The following is a 15,765-nucleotide window of genomic DNA, read 5'->3' as shown; positions in this document are numbered from 1 at the left end:
TCCCGGGCAAGAGCAAATCATGTCCCTTACCGCCGCTCTCGACTCCGCTCGCGCTTCGCTCATGGCGTCGGGCATCCAGTCGTCGACGATCTCGCGCAACATCGCCGGTGCCAGCACGGCCGGCTATTCGCGCAAGATCGCCGTGCTGGATAATCTTCCCAATGCCGGTGTTTATGTCGCGGCGATCCAGCGAGCCGCCAGCGGCGGCCTTTTCACCAACGTCCTGACCGCGACGTCGGCGTCCGCCAAGCAGAGCGCGATCTATGACGGTCTCCAGAAGATCGCGACCTCGACGGTGGACGATCCCGAGCTCGAGCAGTCGCCGACCGCCCAGCTCACCAAGCTGAAGCAGGCGCTCCAGCAATACGCGAACTCGACGGACAACGCGACGTTGGCGCAGGCCGCGGTGACCTCCGCCAAGGACATGGCGACCGCGCTCAACCAGGCCACCAAGACCGTGCAATCGGTCCGCGAAGGCGCGGACGCCGACATGGCGACGTCGGTCGCCAATATCAATCAGCTCCTCACCCAGTTCGACAAGGTCAACACCGCGATCGTGAGGGGGACGATCTCCGGTGACGACGTCACCGACTACCTCGACCAGCGCGACAGCATCGTCTCGAAGCTGTCGCAGGAGGTCGGCGTCTCGATGTCGCTCCGCGCCAACGGTGATGCGGCGCTCTACACCGACAGCGGCGTCGTGCTGTTCGACAAGACGGCGCGAACGGTGAGCTTCACGGCGACCAACGTCTATACGCCGGGCACCACGGGCAATGCGGTCTATATCGACGGCGTCCCGGTCACCGGTGCCAATTCCGTGATGCCGCTCAAGACAGGCAAGCTCGCGGGGCTCGCCGAATTGCGCGACAACGCCACGGTCACGTATCAGAGCCAGCTTGACGAAATCGCGCGCGGTCTGATCGACGCCTTCAAGGAAGTCGACCAGTCCGGCGCCGCGCTGCCCGACGTGCCCGGCCTCTTCACCTATCCCGGCGCGCCCGCGATGCCCGCGAGCGCCACCATTTCGGTCGGTCTTGCCGGCACGATCAGTGTCGCCGCGTCGGTCGATCCGGCTTCGGGCGGCAACCCGAACCTGCTACGCGACGGCGCGATCAGCGGCAACGCCGCCTATAATTACAACACGACCGGCAATGCCGGCTTCTCGGCGCGGCTCCAGCAGCTCATCAACGAGATGGACGCGCCGCAGCCATTCGACGCCACGGCGCAGGGCAAGCCCAGCGGCAGCGTGATCGAATTCGCGTCCTCCTCGGCGAGCTGGATCGAAAGCCAGCGCAAGGCCGCGGACGACAGCGTCCAGTACCAGAACACGTTGCTCGACCGCAGCACCGCGGCGCTGTCCAACGTCAACGGCGTCAACATGGACGACGAGATGTCGCTGATGCTCCAGGTCGAGCGCACCTATTCGGCATCGTCGAAGATCATTTCCACCGTCGATGAGATGTTGCAGAGCCTGCTGGCTGCCGTGGGGAATTAAGTCATGATGAGCGCGAACTACATCTCGACCTTGATGCTGTCTTCGTCCTTGAGGTCATCGATCACCAACAATCAGAGCGCGCTGAGCAAGGCTTCGAAGGAGGCGACCACGGGTCGCTTCGCGGACGTCGGCCTCGAGCTCGGCACGGGCACGGGCCGCGACGTGAGCTTGCGCGCCGAATTCAACTTCGCCGACCAGCTCGTCGATACCAACGAGCTCGTCGCGGGTCGGCTTGACGTGACGCAGAACCGGATCACCCAGCTCGGCACGACTGCGTCGGACTTCCTCAAGAACCTGATCGCCGCCCGCGACGCCGACAGCGGTGCGCGGATCATCCTGCCGAGCGCATCCGCCAATCTCCAGGATCTCATCGGCGCGCTCAACGTCTCCTATAACGGCTCGTACCTGTTCGGCGGCATCAATACGCAGACCCAGCCGGTCACGAATTACACCGCCGGCTCGGCCAGCAAGAACCAGGTCGACGCGGACTTCCTCGCGAGCTTCGGCTTCGCGCAGTCCTCGGCCAGCGTGAGCACCATCACTCCGGCGCAGATGCAGAACTTTCTCGACAACACCCTCGACACCGAGTTCGCGAGCCCGGCCTGGAACACCAACTGGTCGTCGGCGACCGACCAGACGCTGTCGAGCCGCATCTCCACGACCGAGGTCGTCGACAGTTCCGTCAGCGCCAACCAGCCCGGCTTCCGCAAGCTGGCCGAGGCCTACACCATGCTCACCGATCTCGGAAACACGAGCCTGAGCAAGGATACGTTCCAGGTCGTCGTCGACAAGGCCATCAGCCTCGTCAGCGGTGCGATCAACGATCTCGCCGTGCTCGGGGGCACGGTCGGCTCGATCCAGCAACGCGTCACCGGCGCGACCGAGAAGCTGAAGATCCAGAAGGACATCCTCAACGACCAGATCGTCAAGATGGAGGCGGTCGACCCGACCGAGGCGTCGGTCCGGGTCAACACCTTGCAGACCCAGATCCAGACGGCGCTCGCGCTCACCTCGCAGCTCCAGAAGATCAGCCTCATCAACTATCTCTGAGCTAAAGTTCGCTGCTAAGGCTCGCAACCTTGTCTTGTTATTCGGTCTCCCGTGCAGAGTGGTTCTGATGACGTTTGAAGCCTATGAAGCGGTCGTCGACGAGAGTGGCCATGAGGCGCGGGGCCGCGAGCGGCAGGCGCTCAGCCTCGGCATCGACCGGCTCGAACGGATTCAGCGAGGCGGATTCCGCCTCGAGGATCTGGTCGAGAGCCTGCTCTATGTCCGGCGGCTGTGGACGATCTTCATCGAGGATCTCTCGCATCCGGAGAACGGACTGCCGGACAAGCTGCGGGCCGACATCATCTCGATCGGCCTGTGGGTCGTCAAGGAAGCCGACCGCCTTCGCGAAGAGAAATCGAACGACGTGATGCAGCTCATTGAAATCAACCGCCTGATCCGAGACGCTCTTTGATGAAGATCTCCTTGCGGGCGGGCGAACGGATCTACATCAACGGCGCGGTGCTGCGCGTGGACCGCAAGGTCTCCGTCGAGCTGGTCAACGACGTAATGTTCCTGCTCGAAGGGCAGGTCATGCAGGCGTCCGACGCCACCACGGCGATGCGGCAGCTTTATTTCATCGTGCAGCTCATGCTGATGAACCCGACCGACGTCCGGGATGCGTCGGCGCTCTACGTGCAGCATCACGCGGCTCTGCTTGCGGTGTGCGAGAACCGCGAGATGCTCGACGGACTTGCCGCGGTCGACGAAGCTGGTCGAGACGACCCGATACTTCGAGGCGCTCAAGCGGATCCGGGCGCTGTTCCCGGTGGAGCAGGCGATCCTGGCCGGCGCCACCACCCATACCCCATTCGAGGCTGCCTGACAGCGGAGAAGCTAGATGAACGTCACCAGCGCGACCGACACGACCGGCAAGTCCTCCAGTTCGACCAGTTCCACCACGGCCACGTCGAGCAACAGCGTCGACTACAACACCTTCCTTCAGCTGCTCGTCGCCGAGATGAAGAACCAGGATCCGACCAATCCGATGGACACCTCGCAATATATGAGCCAGTTCGCGCAGCTCTCGACGGTCGAGCAGGCCATGCAGACCAATTCGAAGCTGGATGCGCTGCTGTCCTCACAGTCGTTGTCGCAGGCCAACGGGCTGATCGGAAAGACCGTCAGCTTCACCGACTCGACCGGCGCCAGCTTCAGCGGCAAGGTCGCTTCGGTTTCCATCAACAGCGACGGCTCCATCGCGACCCTCGAGAACGGCACGAAGGTTGCCGTCGGGCCCGGGCTCACCATCAGCCAATCATGAACGAGCGGGACGCCCTCGATATCGTCCAGGCCGCGATCTGGACCATCATCGTCGCCTCCGGGCCCGCGGTCGGTGCCGCAATGCTCGTCGGCACCGTCATTGCACTGATCCAGGCCCTGACCCAGATCCAGGAGGTGACGCTGACCTTCGTCCCGAAGATCATCGTCATTCTCCTGGTCGTCGCCGTCTCCGGCTCGTTCATCGGGGCGCATCTCTCCACCTTCACCGAGATGGTCTATTCGCGGATCGAGCACGGCTTCTGATCCCCGAGGCCACCACCCTCGCGTAAGCTTTGCACGGCAGATTACCGGGCGGATCCTCTGCCGGTGACCCATGGCCGATACGTTAGCTGCTAGCCTGCCAAGCCCGCGCCGCCTCGGGGCGGACGCCTTCTTCGCGGGCGGTATCGTGACCATGCTCACGATCCTGTTCCTGCCCATACCGCCGATCCTGATCGATCTTGGCCTCGCCTTCTCCATCGCGCTCTCGGCGCTGATCCTGATGGTCGCGCTGTGGATCCAGCGACCGCTCGACTTCTCGGCCTTTCCGACCGTGCTGCTGATCGCGACGATCCTGCGTCTGGCACTGAACGTCGCGACGACGCGCCTGATCCTGTCGCGGGGCGGGGAGGGCGAGCAGGCCGCGGGATACGTCGTCGCCGGATTCTCGAAGTTCGTCATGGGCGGCGACTTCGTCATCGGCCTGATCATCTTCGCGATCCTGGTGACGGTGAATTTCGTCGTGATCACCAAGGGCGCGACGCGTATCGCCGAAGTCGGCGCCCGCTTCACCCTGGACGCCATCCCCGGCAAGCAAATGGCGATCGACGCAGATCTGTCGGCGGGCCTGATCGACGACAAGGAGGCCCAGCGCCGGCGCCGCGAGCTCGAAGAGGAGAGCGCGTTCTTCGGCGCCATGGACGGTGCCTCGAAATTCGTCCGTGGTGACGCCATCGCCGGCCTGATCATCACCGCGATCAACATCTTCGGCGGCATCATCATCGGCGTCACTCATCACGGGCTGACGCTGTCGCGTGCCGCCGACGTCTACACGAAACTCTCCGTCGGCGACGGCCTGGTGTCGCAGATGCCGGCACTGATCGTGTCGCTGTCGGCAGGCCTCCTGGTCTCCAAGGGCGGCACCAGGGGGTTGGCGGAGCAGGCCGTGCTGCGGCAGCTCGGCAGCTATCCGCGCGCGGTATCCGCCGCCGCGCTGATGATGTTCGTGCTCGCCTTGATGCCGGGGCTGCCGATGGCGCCGTTCGTGCTGCTCGGCGGCGTCATGGCCTTCGTCGGCTATTCGCTGCCGAAGCGGCAGGCAGCGCTGAAGCAGAAGGAAGATGCGCGCAAGGCCGACGAACGTGCGCAGGCCGACGCCAAGGAATCCGTCAAGGAGCAGCTCAAGACCGCGGAGATCGAGCTGGCGCTCGGCGGCCACCTTTCGGTCCATCTCCTGGGCTCGCGTACCGAGCTCGCGCACCGCGTCGCCAAGATCCGCAAGAAGTTCGCCAAGCAGTACGGCTTCGTGATTCCGGAGATCAAGCTCAGCGACAATCTGTCGATCGATCCCAAGGGATACCAGATCCGAATCCACGACACGCGCGTCGCCCATGGCGAGCTCAGGCTCGGCGAGGTGCTGGTGTTGGTCGACAAGGACGGAAAGCCCGATGTCCCCGGCGAAGAGGTGATCGAACCTGCCTTCGGCATGAAGGCGCTGTGGGTGACGGAGGCCTTCACCGACGAAGTCAAGCGGCAGGGCTGCAAGCCGGTCGACAATCTGTCGGTGCTGCTCACCCATCTCAGCGAGGTGATCCGGGCGAATCTCGCCCAACTCCTGTCCTACAAGGACATGCGCGCCCTGCTCGACCGGCTCGATCCGGAATACAAGCGCCTGGTCGAAGATCTCTGCCCGTCGCAGATCTCCTATTCGGGGCTGCTGGCGATTCTGAAGATCCTACTCGCCGAGCGCGTGTCGATCCGCAACCTTCACCTCATCCTCGAGGCGATCGCCGAGATAGCGCCGCATGTGCGGCGCTCCGAGCAGGTCGCAGAGCATGTGCGGACGCGTCTAGCCCAGCAGATCTGCGGCGACCTCTCCGACAACGGCGTGCTGAACGTGGTCCGCCTCGGCAATCGTTGGGACCTGGCGTTCCATCAGAGCCTGAAGCGGGACGGCAAGGGCGATGTCGTCGAGTTCGACGCCGATCCTCGCCTGATCGAGCAGTTCGCGACCGAAGCCAGCGCGGCGATCCGCAAGTTCACCGAGAACGGCACCAGCGTGGTGCTGGCCGTGACCCCCGAAGCCCGTCCCTATGTCCGGATGATCCTGGAGCGGGTGTTCCCGACCTTGCCGATCCTGTCGCATGTCGAAGTCGCGCGCAGCGCCGAAATCAGGGCGCTCGGAGCCGTATCGTGATCAGTGGCCTCGCCGACAGCGTGCTGGTGACGTTCATCGTGTTCTGTCGCATCGGCGCCTGCCTGATGCTGGTGCCCGGCTATTCCAGCGTCAATGTTCCGGCCCAGGTCCGCCTGTTCGTCGCGCTCGTCACGACGTTCGCGTTGACGCCGATCCTGATCGCGGTCCTGAAACCGCTCACGGACAACGCGGCGCCGCTGACGCTCGCGCTCCTGATCTGCTCCGAGCTCGTGGTCGGCAGCGTCATCGGTCTCGGTGGGCGTGTGTTCTTCCTCGCGCTCCAGACCATGGCGACCGTGATGGCGAGCGCGATTGGACTGAGCAACATCCCGGGCACGCCGGTCGGCGACACCGATCCGGCGCCGGCCCTGGTGCCGCTGATCATGGCGGCCGTCACCACGCTGTTCTTCATGACCGACCAGCACTGGCAGGTGCTGCGCGGGCTGATGAACTCCTACGACCTCTGGCATCCCGGGAACAGGCTCGGCGGCAGCATGGCGCTCGACCAGCTCGTCGGCCGCCTCTCGGAAGCGTTCGTGCTGACGCTGCGGATCACGAGCCCCTTCATCGTCTATTCGGTCATCGTCAACCTGGCGGTCGGCCTGATCAACAAGCTGACGCCGGCCATACCGGTCTATTTCATCTCGGTGCCCTTCGTGCTGTTCGGCGGCTTCCTGCTGCTCTATCTCACCAGCGACGAGCTGCTGACGCAGTTCATGCTCGGCGTCTCGTCATGGCTGGCGGAGTGATGGTCATGACGTCGCGCGCGGACAAGCTCGGTCGGATGGTCTCGCTGGTGAAGCTCCAGCTCCGGCTGTCCGAATGGCAGCTTGCGCAATTGCGCCAGCAGGAGCGCAGCCTGCAGGACGAGCAGGAATGGCTGGTCGGGGCCCTCAACGAAGGGAAGCCGCCGGCGGGATCATCAAGCGAATCGATCGCGCGACGCCTCAACAGGATGAGCGTCGGCGCCCGCGCGGTTCAGGCGCAGGCATCGCAGCAGCTCGACCTGGTTCGCTCGGAGAGCCGCCGTGTGAAACAGCTCGAGCAGGTTGCGAAAGCAGCGCTCGCCGACAAGCTTCGCGACGCGGAGAAGCGATCGCTCGAGGAAATGACGGGCACAAGCCCAGCCGTGCGCGAGTGGACGCCGTGGCCAGCCAGCCGGAACAAGACATGATCGTGACAGCGACACCCGACCTCGTTCTCGACGTCCTCGAAGCCGCCGACCCCGTGGCGCAGCGCGCGGCCACCGCGAAGCTCGGTGCGCTGAAATCATCGGACGCCGATTTCGCCGCCACGATGGAGGTGGAGGTCGGCAAGGCCAAGGCGGCTGCTGCCGATCAATCCGCGACGAAGATTTCCGAAGCACAGTCGGGTGCAGTGAACGGCGCTCCGGTGCAGGTGATCAAGGCGCCGGCCTCCGGCGAGGTGTACCGGAAGTTCGAAGCCTTCATCCTCCAGACCTTCGTCGAGACGATGTTGCCGAAGGAGTCGGAGGAGGTCTTCGGCAAGGGCACGGCCGGCGGCGTCTGGAAGTCGATGCTGGCGGAGCAGCTCGGTAGCCAGCTGGCCAAGGGCAAGGGCATTGGCATCGCCAGGCAGCTCGCTGCCGCGCATCCGGCAGGACCGGACGTTACGGGGAAGGCCGGATGATGATCCGGGAATGGTGACAGAAGTTGAAGGGTGAATTTCCTATGCAGGCACAACAAGGCGCGGCGGCCCTGGTGATGGAACAGCCGGTCGCGGACATCGAGGCGACGACGGAAACAGCAGCAGGCGATGCACTGCTGCCCGTGCTCCTGCCGAATCCCGGCGGCGAGGCGGTGATCGAGGGCACTGACGCGGCGAGATCGGATGAGATGCGCGGCCTGCTGGCGGCGATCCGCCGGCTCGAAAGCATCGTCGAGGAGGAGACGGCAGCGCTCGCGGCCGGAAGGAAGATCGATTTCGACGATTTCAGCGCCCGCAAGAGCCGGAGCATGCTCGAATTCGTCCGCCTGATGCGGGCACGGATGCATCTCGGCGGCGAGATCGAGATCACCGAGGAGATCCAGCGGTTGCGCGAGAAGCTGGAGCGGAATCGCTCCGTCCTCGAAATGCATTACGACGCAGTGCGCGAGGTCGCGACCGTCATCGTCAAGGCGATCAAGGATGCCGAGTCGGACGGCACCTATACCGGCCGCGCAACACAGGATGGAAAATGATCAGACTGGTGCTGGCCGGGCTCTGGGTATGCATCCTCACCGCAGGCACGAGCTACGCCGTGGCCTATTGGAAGGAAAACGGCAGCCTGCTGCCGGCGAAAGACGAATATCTCGACGGGCTGCAATATCAGAAGACGCGGGCGCTGAGCGTGCCCATGGTCGAGAACGGCAACGTGCAGGGCTACATCGTCGCGCGCTTCGTCTACACGGTTGAGGCGCGGACCATGCACCAGCTCAGCGTTCCGCCGGAGCCGTTCGTCGTCGACGAGGCCTTCCGCAGGATCTATGCCGACGATCGGCTCGATTTCAGGAAGCTCGCCCGCTACGACCTCTCGGTCCTCACGACGGCCATCAAGCAGCGCGTCAACGAGCGGATGCAGGCCGACGTGGTCCAGGACGTCCTGGTTGAGGACTTCAACTACGTTTCGAAGGAAGAATTCCAGCAGAAGCCCTAGCTCGCTCTTCGCTGCTGTGCTTCGGCGGCATTCCTGCCACTTCCGTCAGCCTTCAGAACACTCCGGCCTCCGCGGGGATATCTCCGCGAAGGCCGCCTTCGTATCGCTGTCTTGCCGCGCTAGTTACCTGCCGAATACGCTGCCGGGACGGCGTGCGCCCTGTTCAGGAGGATGCCGACCTCGTCGAGCTCCTGCATCGGTACGTCGATCGTCTCGCCGGCCGGGATGTTGAGGCGATACCCGACGTAGCGCCGGGCCACGATCGCGTCGAAGCCGAGGCGGTCGCGGAGCTTCTTGCGCAGCTTGCTGACGTGGCTCTCGATCACGCTCTCGTCGAAGGTCGACTCGAAGATGCCATAGACCGCGTTGAAGATCTGCGTCTTGGTGATCCACTTGCCGTGGTTGCTCACCATATATTCGAGAATGCGCAGTTCGCGGCGGGGCAGGGTGAGGGCGTGGCCCGCGATCTCGGGGTCACGACCGTTGAAGAAGACCTGGATCCTGGTCTCGCAGGGCCTTGGCAGTTCGCCTACCCGGCGGCGCGCGATCGCCGCCGTTCGGGCGAGGATTTCGCGCAGGTGGATCGGCACGTGCACGACGTCGTCGACGCCGGACTCGAACAGCTCCAGCGTGTTCTTGAGCATCTTCTGGCCGCTCATGGCGATGATGGGAGCCGAGGAGCGCTTGCGCATCGCCCGCGGCAGGCTTCCGCGGGCATCGCAGTCCCCGAGCAGGAAGGCGTCCACCGCCGCCAGATCCGATTCCGCGCCGATCCCGCGCTCCGCCCGGCCCGCTTCCGCGACGCGCAGCCTCGCTCAGGCGACGGAGATCAACACGGTGGTCGGCAAGAGCATCGATGGCAGGATCGCCACCGCGACCCGGCTCTCCGCGGCCAAGGGCGACAGCATCTGGCTCAAGATCGTGATGCTGTCACCGAGCGCCAGCCGTGCGATGTCGGTGACGCTGATGGGCGAGCTCGATACGGCGGCGCTGCGCCGCTTTTCGTCAAGCCGCAGGCCGTGATCGCGATGGGTTTTGTCGAGGACCCGATGCAGGGACTGTCCTGCGACAGCTTCTCGGGCAGCGCGACCGCAAAGCTCCAGACGACGTCCTTCGTCATGCGTACCGCCGCGCTTCGCTGAGAGCCGCGACCCGGCAAAGCTTCCCCTGCCCCGTTCTTCCTCGCGCGAATCGATCATGCCGGCAGACCGGCCCTGACGAGGCCGGATTCGTGACGCTCGCGATCGATCTCGCGCTTGTAGTGCAGGGTTGCGAGATAGGCTGCCACCGAGAACCCGGGTTCGCGCTTCAGGACCTCCGCGGCGTGAGCGCCAGCCGCGACGGCATTGTTCATCTGCGCGAATATCGCTGCAAGGAACGCGTGATGGGTATAGTCGGGCCGCGTGATCCTTGAAAACGCCTCGGCGGCTTCGGCGTATTTCTCTGCGCAATAATACGCGCGACCGAGATGGCTCCAAAATCGCTCGGGATGATGAGGATTGAGACGCATCGCTTTCCTGATCCAGTCGATGCCCTCCTCAGGCAAGCCCAGCCAGGTCAGGAGCTCTCCCTGCTGCACGACGATCAGATCGTAGTTCGGGTTGAGGGCCAGCGCACGCTCCTGATGATAGGTGGCCTTTTCATAGTCGTGGCGCGTCAGATTGAGCGCGGCGAGGATCCGGTGCACGTCCGCATCGTTGTCGTCGAGCGCCAATGCGATCTCGAGTTCAGAAGCCACCTGCTCGAAGGTCGCGTCGCGGTCAGCGCACCAGCCATAGATCCAGCACTGGCCGAGCACACACGCCTTCCAGGCGTGAGCGTGGGCGTAATTCGGATCCATTGTCAGCGCCCGGTTGAGCAGGGTCTGCGCCTGCGCGTTGTCCTCGCGTGTTGAACGGTGATGCAGGAGCTTTGCAGCCAGCACGCATTCGTAAGCGCGCATGTTCTCGGTCGGCTTCCGCTTGGTGCGGTCATGCGCTGCCGCTTCCACGCGACCAGGCAACGTCGCGACGATTGCGCGGGTCATCTCGTCCTGGATGGCGAAAATATCCTCGAGCTCGCGATCGTAACGTTCGGCCCAGATATGACGGTCGGTTTCCGCGTCGATCAGCTGCACGGTGACGCGGACGCGCCCCCCGGCCTTCCGCACGCTGCCTTCGATGACATAGTCGACGCCGAACTCACGGCCGATGTCCTGGACCTTTACGGCCTTGCCCTTGTAGACGAAGGTTGAGTTTCGGGAGATGACGAGCAAGTCGTGGAAGCGCGAGAGCTCGGTGATAATGTCTTCCGTGAGACCGTCGGCGAAGAACTCCTGTTCCGGATCGCCGCTCATGTTGGCGAACGGCAGCACGGCGATGGACGGCTTCTTTGAGACTACCGGTGACGTAACAGCCTTGGTCGCGTCGGGCAGGCTTGCAGGCCCCTCCGCCAGCCGAATGCGGAAGACGCGGATCGGACGCGTGATGTTCTTGACGCTCTGCTCGCCGAGATCGTCGAATTGAACTCCGTCGAGCCGGTCGCCAACCTGATCGCGCACCGCGCCTGAAACGCAGATCCCTCCAGGCTCGGCGAGCGTCTCCAGTCGCGCCGCGACGTTGACCCCGTCACCGAAAATGTCGTCTTGATCGACGATGACATCGCCGAGATTGATGCCGATGCGGAATTGTATCCATCGCGGCGGCGGGACGTCGGCATTGCGCCGCGCCATGCGGCGCTGAACCTCGGCGGCACACAGCACGGCATCGACGACGCTGTGGAATTCGGCGAGCATGCCGTCACCCGTCGTCTTGATGATGATGCCGCGATTTTTGGCAATGGCCGGGTCAATGAGCTCGACCCGGTGGGTCTTGAGGCGCGCAAGGGTACCCGCCTCGTCGACTTCCATCAGCCGGCTAAAGCCGACCATGTCGGCGGCGAGGACCGCGGCAAGCCTGCGCTCTGGTCCCGGCACATCCATCGCTCGGTCCCTTCGCCGAGCACTCTAGCAGATGAAGGGACTTCGCCCAAGCTTGGTGCGCTGCAACGCCTACTAGGCGAAACGCCTCAGAGCATTCCCAGCGCCTGCATGTAGGTCTCGAGAATGGTCTCGGCCTCGGCGCGCTCGTTGGGGTCCTGCTTGCGCAGGCGCACGATGGTGCGCAGCGCCTTGACGTCGTAGCCGTTGCCCTTGCTCTCGGCGTAAACGTCGCGGATGTCGTCGGAGATCGCCTTCTTCTCTTCCTCCAGCCGCTCGATGCGCTCGATGATGGATTTGAGCTGGTCCTTGGCAAATTTCGTCGCGGGCTCGTCGTCGCGGACGGCGGCGGAGGTGGCCATCTTGGTACTCCCAATGGAACTGGCAAAACGAGGTGACGCCGGCATCCTCACCGCGCGTGCTGGGTAGACCCTTAGGGTTGGCGCCCTCCGCGTTCAAGGCAGCATCGCGCTCGTCCACAGCGCGCCCACACCTTCCTGCAGCGAGGCGAAGAAAGCTGTTGTGTGGCGCGACTCAGCAGGCCGCAGGCGGCCGTTCAGTGCCCGTGGGGATGGACCTTCTTCATCGCCTCGAGCTGCTCGGGCGTGGCCGAGCCCTGGTATTTCGACTTCCAGGTCTCGTAGGGCATGCCGTAGACGGCCTCACGGCTCTCGTCCTTGCTTAAGGCGACGCCTTGGGCGTCGGCGGCGTCCTTGAGCCAATTGGACAGGCAGTTGCGGCAGAAGCCGGCCAGATTCATCAGGTCGATATTCTGGACGTCCGTCCGCGTCCTCAAATGATCGACCAGGCGGCGGAAAGCGGCCGCCTCGAGCTCCGTTCTGGTTTTGTCGTCGATTGCCATAACTGGATTCCTTAAGACCTGCCCCGATGGCCGTCACCCTTACGGGATCAGGTGGGTCCTGTCACAGATTTTGCCATATCACGGCGCAAACGGGCCAAAACCCCGGCCTTGGGTCAGTTCCCGGCCCCTACGCCAAATCGTCAATGATCTGATATAGCTTTTCGCGACTATGATCGCCGAATCTCCCCGCTCCCTCCTTCGCATGCTCGCCCGGTTGGTCCCGGTGCTGGCGGTCGCGCTGCTGTGCCTCTGGACCAGCCCGGCGTCTGCCGATTTCCGCCTATGCAACAACACGTCGAGCCGGGTCGGGATCGCGCTGGGCTACAAGGACGCCGAGGGCTGGACCACCGAGGGCTGGTGGAACATCTCGTCCCGCTCCTGCGAGACCCTGCTGCGGGGAACGTTGGTCGCCCGTTACTATTACATCTACGCCATCGACTACGACCGTGGCGGTGAATGGTCGGGTCAGGCCTTCATGTGCTCGCGCGACAAGGAGTTCACCATCCGCGGCACCGAGGATTGCCTGGCGCGCGGCTACGACCGGACCGGCTATTTCGAGGTCGATACCGGCGAGCAGCGGGCCTGGACGGTCCAGCTCACCGACGCCAACGAACAGCCGGCGCAGCAGCGCGTGCCCGGCCTGCCCGGCCCGGTCGGTCCGGGCGGGGTGCCGGGTTTGCCCAATAGCCCGCCCGGTGGTACGCCCCCCGCGCCTGGCCTCCCGCCAGGCGCTGCCCCGCCCCCGTCTGGAAGTAAGCCATGAGGCGTCTTCGCCGTATCAAGATTCTCGCGACCCTGGGACCCGCCTCTTCAGACCTCGCGATGATCCGCCGCCTGTTCGAGGCCGGCGCCGACCTGTTCCGCATCAACATGAGCCACACCCCGCACGACAAGATGCGGGAGCTGGTGGCGACGATCCGCAACGTCGAAAGCAGCTATGGCCGGCCGATCGGCATCCTGGTCGACCTGCAGGGCCCGAAGCTCAGGCTCGGCGCCTTCACTGACGGCGCGGTCCAGCTCCAGAACGGCCAGACCTTCACGCTCGATTCCGACAAGGCGCCGGGCGATGCCACGCGCGTCCACCTGCCTCATCCGGAGATCCTGGCCGCGCTGCGGCCGGGACATGCGCTGCTGCTCGACGACGGCAAGGTGCGGCTGATCGCGGAGGAGACCTCGAAGGAGCACGCGGTGACGCGTGTCGTGGTCGGCGGCAAGATGAGCGACCGCAAAGGCGTCAGCCTGCCCGACACCGACCTGCCGGTCTCGGCCATGACGCCGAAGGACCGCGCCGACCTCGAGGCGGCGCTGGTCACCGGCGTCGACTGGATCGCGCTGTCCTTCGTGCAGCGCGCCGACGACGTGCTCGAAGCCAAGAAGATGATCCGCGGCCGCGCCGCCGTCATGGCCAAGATCGAGAAGCCGCAGGCGATCGACCGCCTCGCGGACATCATCGAGGCCTCCGATGCCCTGATGGTGGCGCGCGGTGATCTCGGCGTCGAGCTGCCGCTGGAACGGGTGCCGAGCCTGCAGAAGCAGATGACGCGGATGGCGCGCCGCGCCGGCAAGCCGGTGGTGATCGCGACCCAGATGCTGGAATCGATGATCCAGTCGCCGGTGCCGACCCGCGCCGAAGTCTCCGACGTCGCCACCGCCGTCTATGAGGGGGCCGACGCCATCATGCTGTCGGCGGAATCGGCGGCCGGCAAATTCCCGGTCGAGGCGGTCTCAACCATGAACCGCATCGGCGAGGAGGTCGAGCGCGACCCGACCTATCGCTCGGTGATCATGGCGCAGCGCCCGGCGCCGGAATCCACCGCGGGCGATGCCATCGCGGACGCCGCGCGCCAGATCGCCGAGACGCTCGACCTGCCTGCTTTGATCTGCTGGACCAGCTCGGGCTCGACCGCCGTGCGCGTCGCGCGTGAGCGGCCGAAGCCGCCGATCGTGGCGATCACGCCGAACATCTCGGCCGGCCGCCGCCTCGCCGTGGTCTGGGGCGTGCATTGCGTTGTAGCCGAGGATGCGCGCGACCAGGACGACATGGTCGGCCGCGCCGGCCAGATCGCGTTCCGGGACGGCTTCGTCCGCGCCGGCCAGCGCGTCATCATCGTCGCCGGCGTGCCACTCGGCATCCCCGGCACCACCAACATGGTGCGCATCGCCTCGGTCGGCCCCGAGGGGACGCACATATCTGATTTCCGGTCGCTCCGACAAAAAATGCGAAAACAACCCCATGCACAGTAGACGGCGCATTCGGCGCCCGAGCTGCGGTTTTTCGAAAAACCCTGTGCGACCAATGGCCTGAGCGCAATCAGGCCTCGCCCCGGGCCGCACGGCGACTTCTACGCCCCCACCAGCGCCTTCGCGGTCGGTAACAGCGTCTGCTGCACCACCAGACCCCTGGCGCGCGCGTCCATGACGCCGACGGCGCGCAGCGCCAGCAGCGTCACGGTCTGCACCGCATCGCGCATCTTGACGGGATCTTCGAGATTGTCAGGCGCGAGCGGCCCGACCAGGGCCTCATGCAGCGCGCCAAGCAGCGCGGTGGCGGCGAGCGCGGTATCCTGCGCCGGCAGATGGCCGGCGCGCACGGCGGCGTCGATCCGCGAGGCGATCTCGCCCGCGATCTCGCGCCGGCTGGCAAGACGCGAGGCGCTGACATCGACATCGACGGGCTCGGCCAGGATGCCCCAGGCCAGCCTGCGCTGCGACAGCGTATGGACCGCCACGGTGGTGACGGCAGCCGCCAGCGCTGAGGACGGCCCCGGCGCGGCGTCGGCCGCCCGCCGGATCGCCGCGAGCTCGTCGCGGGAGACCTCGGCGATCAATTCGGAGATCAGCTCGGCCTTGGAGGGAAAGTAGCGGTAGACCGTGCCCGCCGCGACATCGGCGCGGACCGCGACCGGCGCAATCTGCACGGCCGCCATCCCGCCCTCCGCCGCAGCCTCCCGCGCCGCGGCCAATATCGCACTGCGCCGGGCCGCAAGGCGCTTCACCACTTGATGCGTCCGCCGATAAACCATGGCGCGCTTCCTGTCCCACACGCCAGCCACACGCCCTGCGGCCGAAC

The 15,765-nt window shown here is 65.1% G+C and carries 17 protein-coding genes and 3 pseudogenes; 15 read left to right on the top strand and 5 right to left on the bottom strand.

Annotated features, from left to right (window positions below; genetic code table 11):
- Positions 1-19: 19 nt before the first annotated feature.
- The 12 genes and pseudogenes from flgK to ACSKB8_RS14405 all read left to right on the top strand — a co-directional run bounded on the left by flgK (position 20) and on the right by ACSKB8_RS14405 (position 8,877).
- Positions 20-1,495 (top strand): flagellar hook-associated protein FlgK, encoded by a 1,476-nt coding sequence (gene flgK, locus ACSKB8_RS14460; protein WP_438104795.1) that lies wholly within the window; start codon positions 20-22, stop codon positions 1,493-1,495.
- A 3-nt stretch (positions 1,496-1,498) separates the two neighbouring features.
- Positions 1,499-2,545 carry a flagellar hook-associated family protein gene (locus ACSKB8_RS14455; protein WP_438104793.1) on the top strand — a complete coding sequence of 349 codons (1,047 nt, stop codon included), beginning with the start codon at positions 1,499-1,501 and terminating at the stop codon, positions 2,543-2,545.
- A 67-nt stretch (positions 2,546-2,612) separates the two neighbouring features.
- Complete coding sequence (flaF, locus tag ACSKB8_RS14450; RefSeq protein WP_128956043.1) at positions 2,613-2,957, top strand: flagellar biosynthesis regulator FlaF; 345 nt, start codon at positions 2,613-2,615, stop codon at positions 2,955-2,957.
- Positions 2,957-3,368: pseudogene (flbT, locus tag ACSKB8_RS14445) on the top strand (flagellar biosynthesis repressor FlbT). The gene flaF and the pseudogene flbT overlap by 1 nt, the downstream one beginning before the upstream one ends.
- Before the next feature lie 15 nt (positions 3,369-3,383).
- Positions 3,384-3,806 (top strand): flagellar hook assembly protein FlgD, encoded by a 423-nt coding sequence (flgD, locus tag ACSKB8_RS14440; protein WP_438104791.1) that lies wholly within the window; start codon positions 3,384-3,386, stop codon positions 3,804-3,806.
- Positions 3,803-4,069, top strand: a complete 267-nt coding sequence (gene fliQ / locus ACSKB8_RS14435; protein ID WP_027572776.1) for a flagellar biosynthesis protein FliQ — start codon at positions 3,803-3,805, stop codon at positions 4,067-4,069. The genes flgD and fliQ overlap by 4 nt, the downstream gene beginning before the upstream one ends.
- A gap of 70 nt (positions 4,070-4,139) precedes the next feature.
- Entirely contained in the window at positions 4,140-6,221 is a 2,082-nt protein-coding gene (gene flhA, locus ACSKB8_RS14430; protein ID WP_438104789.1) for a flagellar biosynthesis protein FlhA, read from the top strand.
- Entirely contained in the window at positions 6,218-6,970 is a 753-nt protein-coding gene (gene fliR / locus ACSKB8_RS14425; protein WP_370988451.1) for a flagellar biosynthesis protein FliR, read from the top strand. Before flhA ends, fliR begins: the two co-directional genes overlap by 4 nt.
- A gap of 5 nt (positions 6,971-6,975) precedes the next feature.
- The gene (locus ACSKB8_RS14420; protein ID WP_438104787.1) at positions 6,976-7,395 is read left to right on the top strand and encodes a hypothetical protein; all 420 of its coding nucleotides are present in this window, start codon (positions 6,976-6,978) and stop codon (positions 7,393-7,395) included.
- Positions 7,392-7,871 carry a rod-binding protein gene (locus ACSKB8_RS14415; protein ID WP_438104786.1) on the top strand — a complete coding sequence of 160 codons (480 nt, stop codon included), beginning with the start codon at positions 7,392-7,394 and terminating at the stop codon, positions 7,869-7,871. The genes ACSKB8_RS14420 and ACSKB8_RS14415 overlap by 4 nt, the downstream gene beginning before the upstream one ends.
- Before the next feature lie 41 nt (positions 7,872-7,912).
- Positions 7,913-8,422: a flagellar biosynthesis protein FlgN gene (locus ACSKB8_RS14410; protein WP_438104784.1), complete on the top strand. Its 510-nt coding sequence runs from the start codon at positions 7,913-7,915 to the stop codon at positions 8,420-8,422.
- Positions 8,419-8,877 carry a hypothetical protein gene (locus ACSKB8_RS14405; protein ID WP_091879832.1) on the top strand — a complete coding sequence of 153 codons (459 nt, stop codon included), beginning with the start codon at positions 8,419-8,421 and terminating at the stop codon, positions 8,875-8,877. The genes ACSKB8_RS14410 and ACSKB8_RS14405 overlap by 4 nt, the downstream gene beginning before the upstream one ends.
- 119 nt (positions 8,878-8,996) lie before the next feature.
- Here ACSKB8_RS14405 and ACSKB8_RS14400 read toward each other — a convergent pair.
- A pseudogene (locus ACSKB8_RS14400) lies at positions 8,997-9,644 on the bottom strand (winged helix-turn-helix domain-containing protein); the annotation flags it as partial.
- Here ACSKB8_RS14400 and ACSKB8_RS14395 point away from each other — a divergent pair.
- Positions 9,592-10,019: pseudogene (locus ACSKB8_RS14395) on the top strand (DUF882 domain-containing protein); the annotation flags it as partial. The pseudogenes ACSKB8_RS14400 and ACSKB8_RS14395 overlap by 53 nt on opposite strands.
- A 53-nt stretch (positions 10,020-10,072) precedes the next feature.
- Here the strand turns inward: ACSKB8_RS14395 and ACSKB8_RS14390 are convergent.
- The 3 genes from ACSKB8_RS14390 to ACSKB8_RS14380 all read right to left on the bottom strand — a co-directional run bounded on the left by ACSKB8_RS14390 (position 10,073) and on the right by ACSKB8_RS14380 (position 12,695).
- Positions 10,073-11,836, bottom strand: a complete 1,764-nt coding sequence (locus ACSKB8_RS14390; protein ID WP_438104782.1) for an adenylate/guanylate cyclase domain-containing protein — start codon at positions 11,834-11,836, stop codon at positions 10,073-10,075.
- An 86-nt stretch (positions 11,837-11,922) separates the two neighbouring features.
- On the bottom strand, positions 11,923-12,195 hold the full coding sequence (locus ACSKB8_RS14385; protein WP_018641571.1) for a DUF2312 domain-containing protein: 273 nt from the start codon (positions 12,193-12,195) through the stop codon (positions 11,923-11,925).
- 194 nt (positions 12,196-12,389) lie between these two features.
- Positions 12,390-12,695 carry a DUF1244 domain-containing protein gene (locus tag ACSKB8_RS14380; protein ID WP_438104781.1) on the bottom strand — a complete coding sequence of 102 codons (306 nt, stop codon included), beginning with the start codon at positions 12,693-12,695 and terminating at the stop codon, positions 12,390-12,392.
- Between the two features lie 169 nt (positions 12,696-12,864).
- Here ACSKB8_RS14380 and ACSKB8_RS14375 point away from each other — a divergent pair, with 169 nt between their 5' ends.
- Both ACSKB8_RS14375 and pyk read left to right on the top strand, forming a co-directional pair.
- A complete protein-coding gene (locus tag ACSKB8_RS14375; protein ID WP_091888194.1) occupies positions 12,865-13,458 on the top strand; it encodes a DUF1036 domain-containing protein in 594 nt (197 codons plus the stop codon).
- A complete protein-coding gene (pyk, locus tag ACSKB8_RS14370) occupies positions 13,455-14,939 on the top strand; it encodes a pyruvate kinase (RefSeq protein ID WP_438104779.1) in 1,485 nt (494 codons plus the stop codon). The genes ACSKB8_RS14375 and pyk overlap by 4 nt, the downstream gene beginning before the upstream one ends.
- Before the next feature lie 98 nt (positions 14,940-15,037).
- Here the strand turns inward: pyk and ACSKB8_RS14365 are convergent, their stop codons facing one another.
- The gene (locus tag ACSKB8_RS14365) at positions 15,038-15,718 is read right to left on the bottom strand and encodes a helix-turn-helix domain-containing protein (RefSeq protein WP_438104777.1); all 681 of its coding nucleotides are present in this window, start codon (positions 15,716-15,718) and stop codon (positions 15,038-15,040) included.
- Positions 15,719-15,765 lie beyond the last annotated feature (47 nt).

The sequence above is a fragment of the Bradyrhizobium sp. BR 1432 genome, assembly GCF_051547705.1.
Lineage (GTDB): Bacteria > Pseudomonadota > Alphaproteobacteria > Rhizobiales > Xanthobacteraceae > Bradyrhizobium > Bradyrhizobium zhanjiangense.
This window is presented reverse-complemented; position numbering and strand designations above follow the sequence as displayed.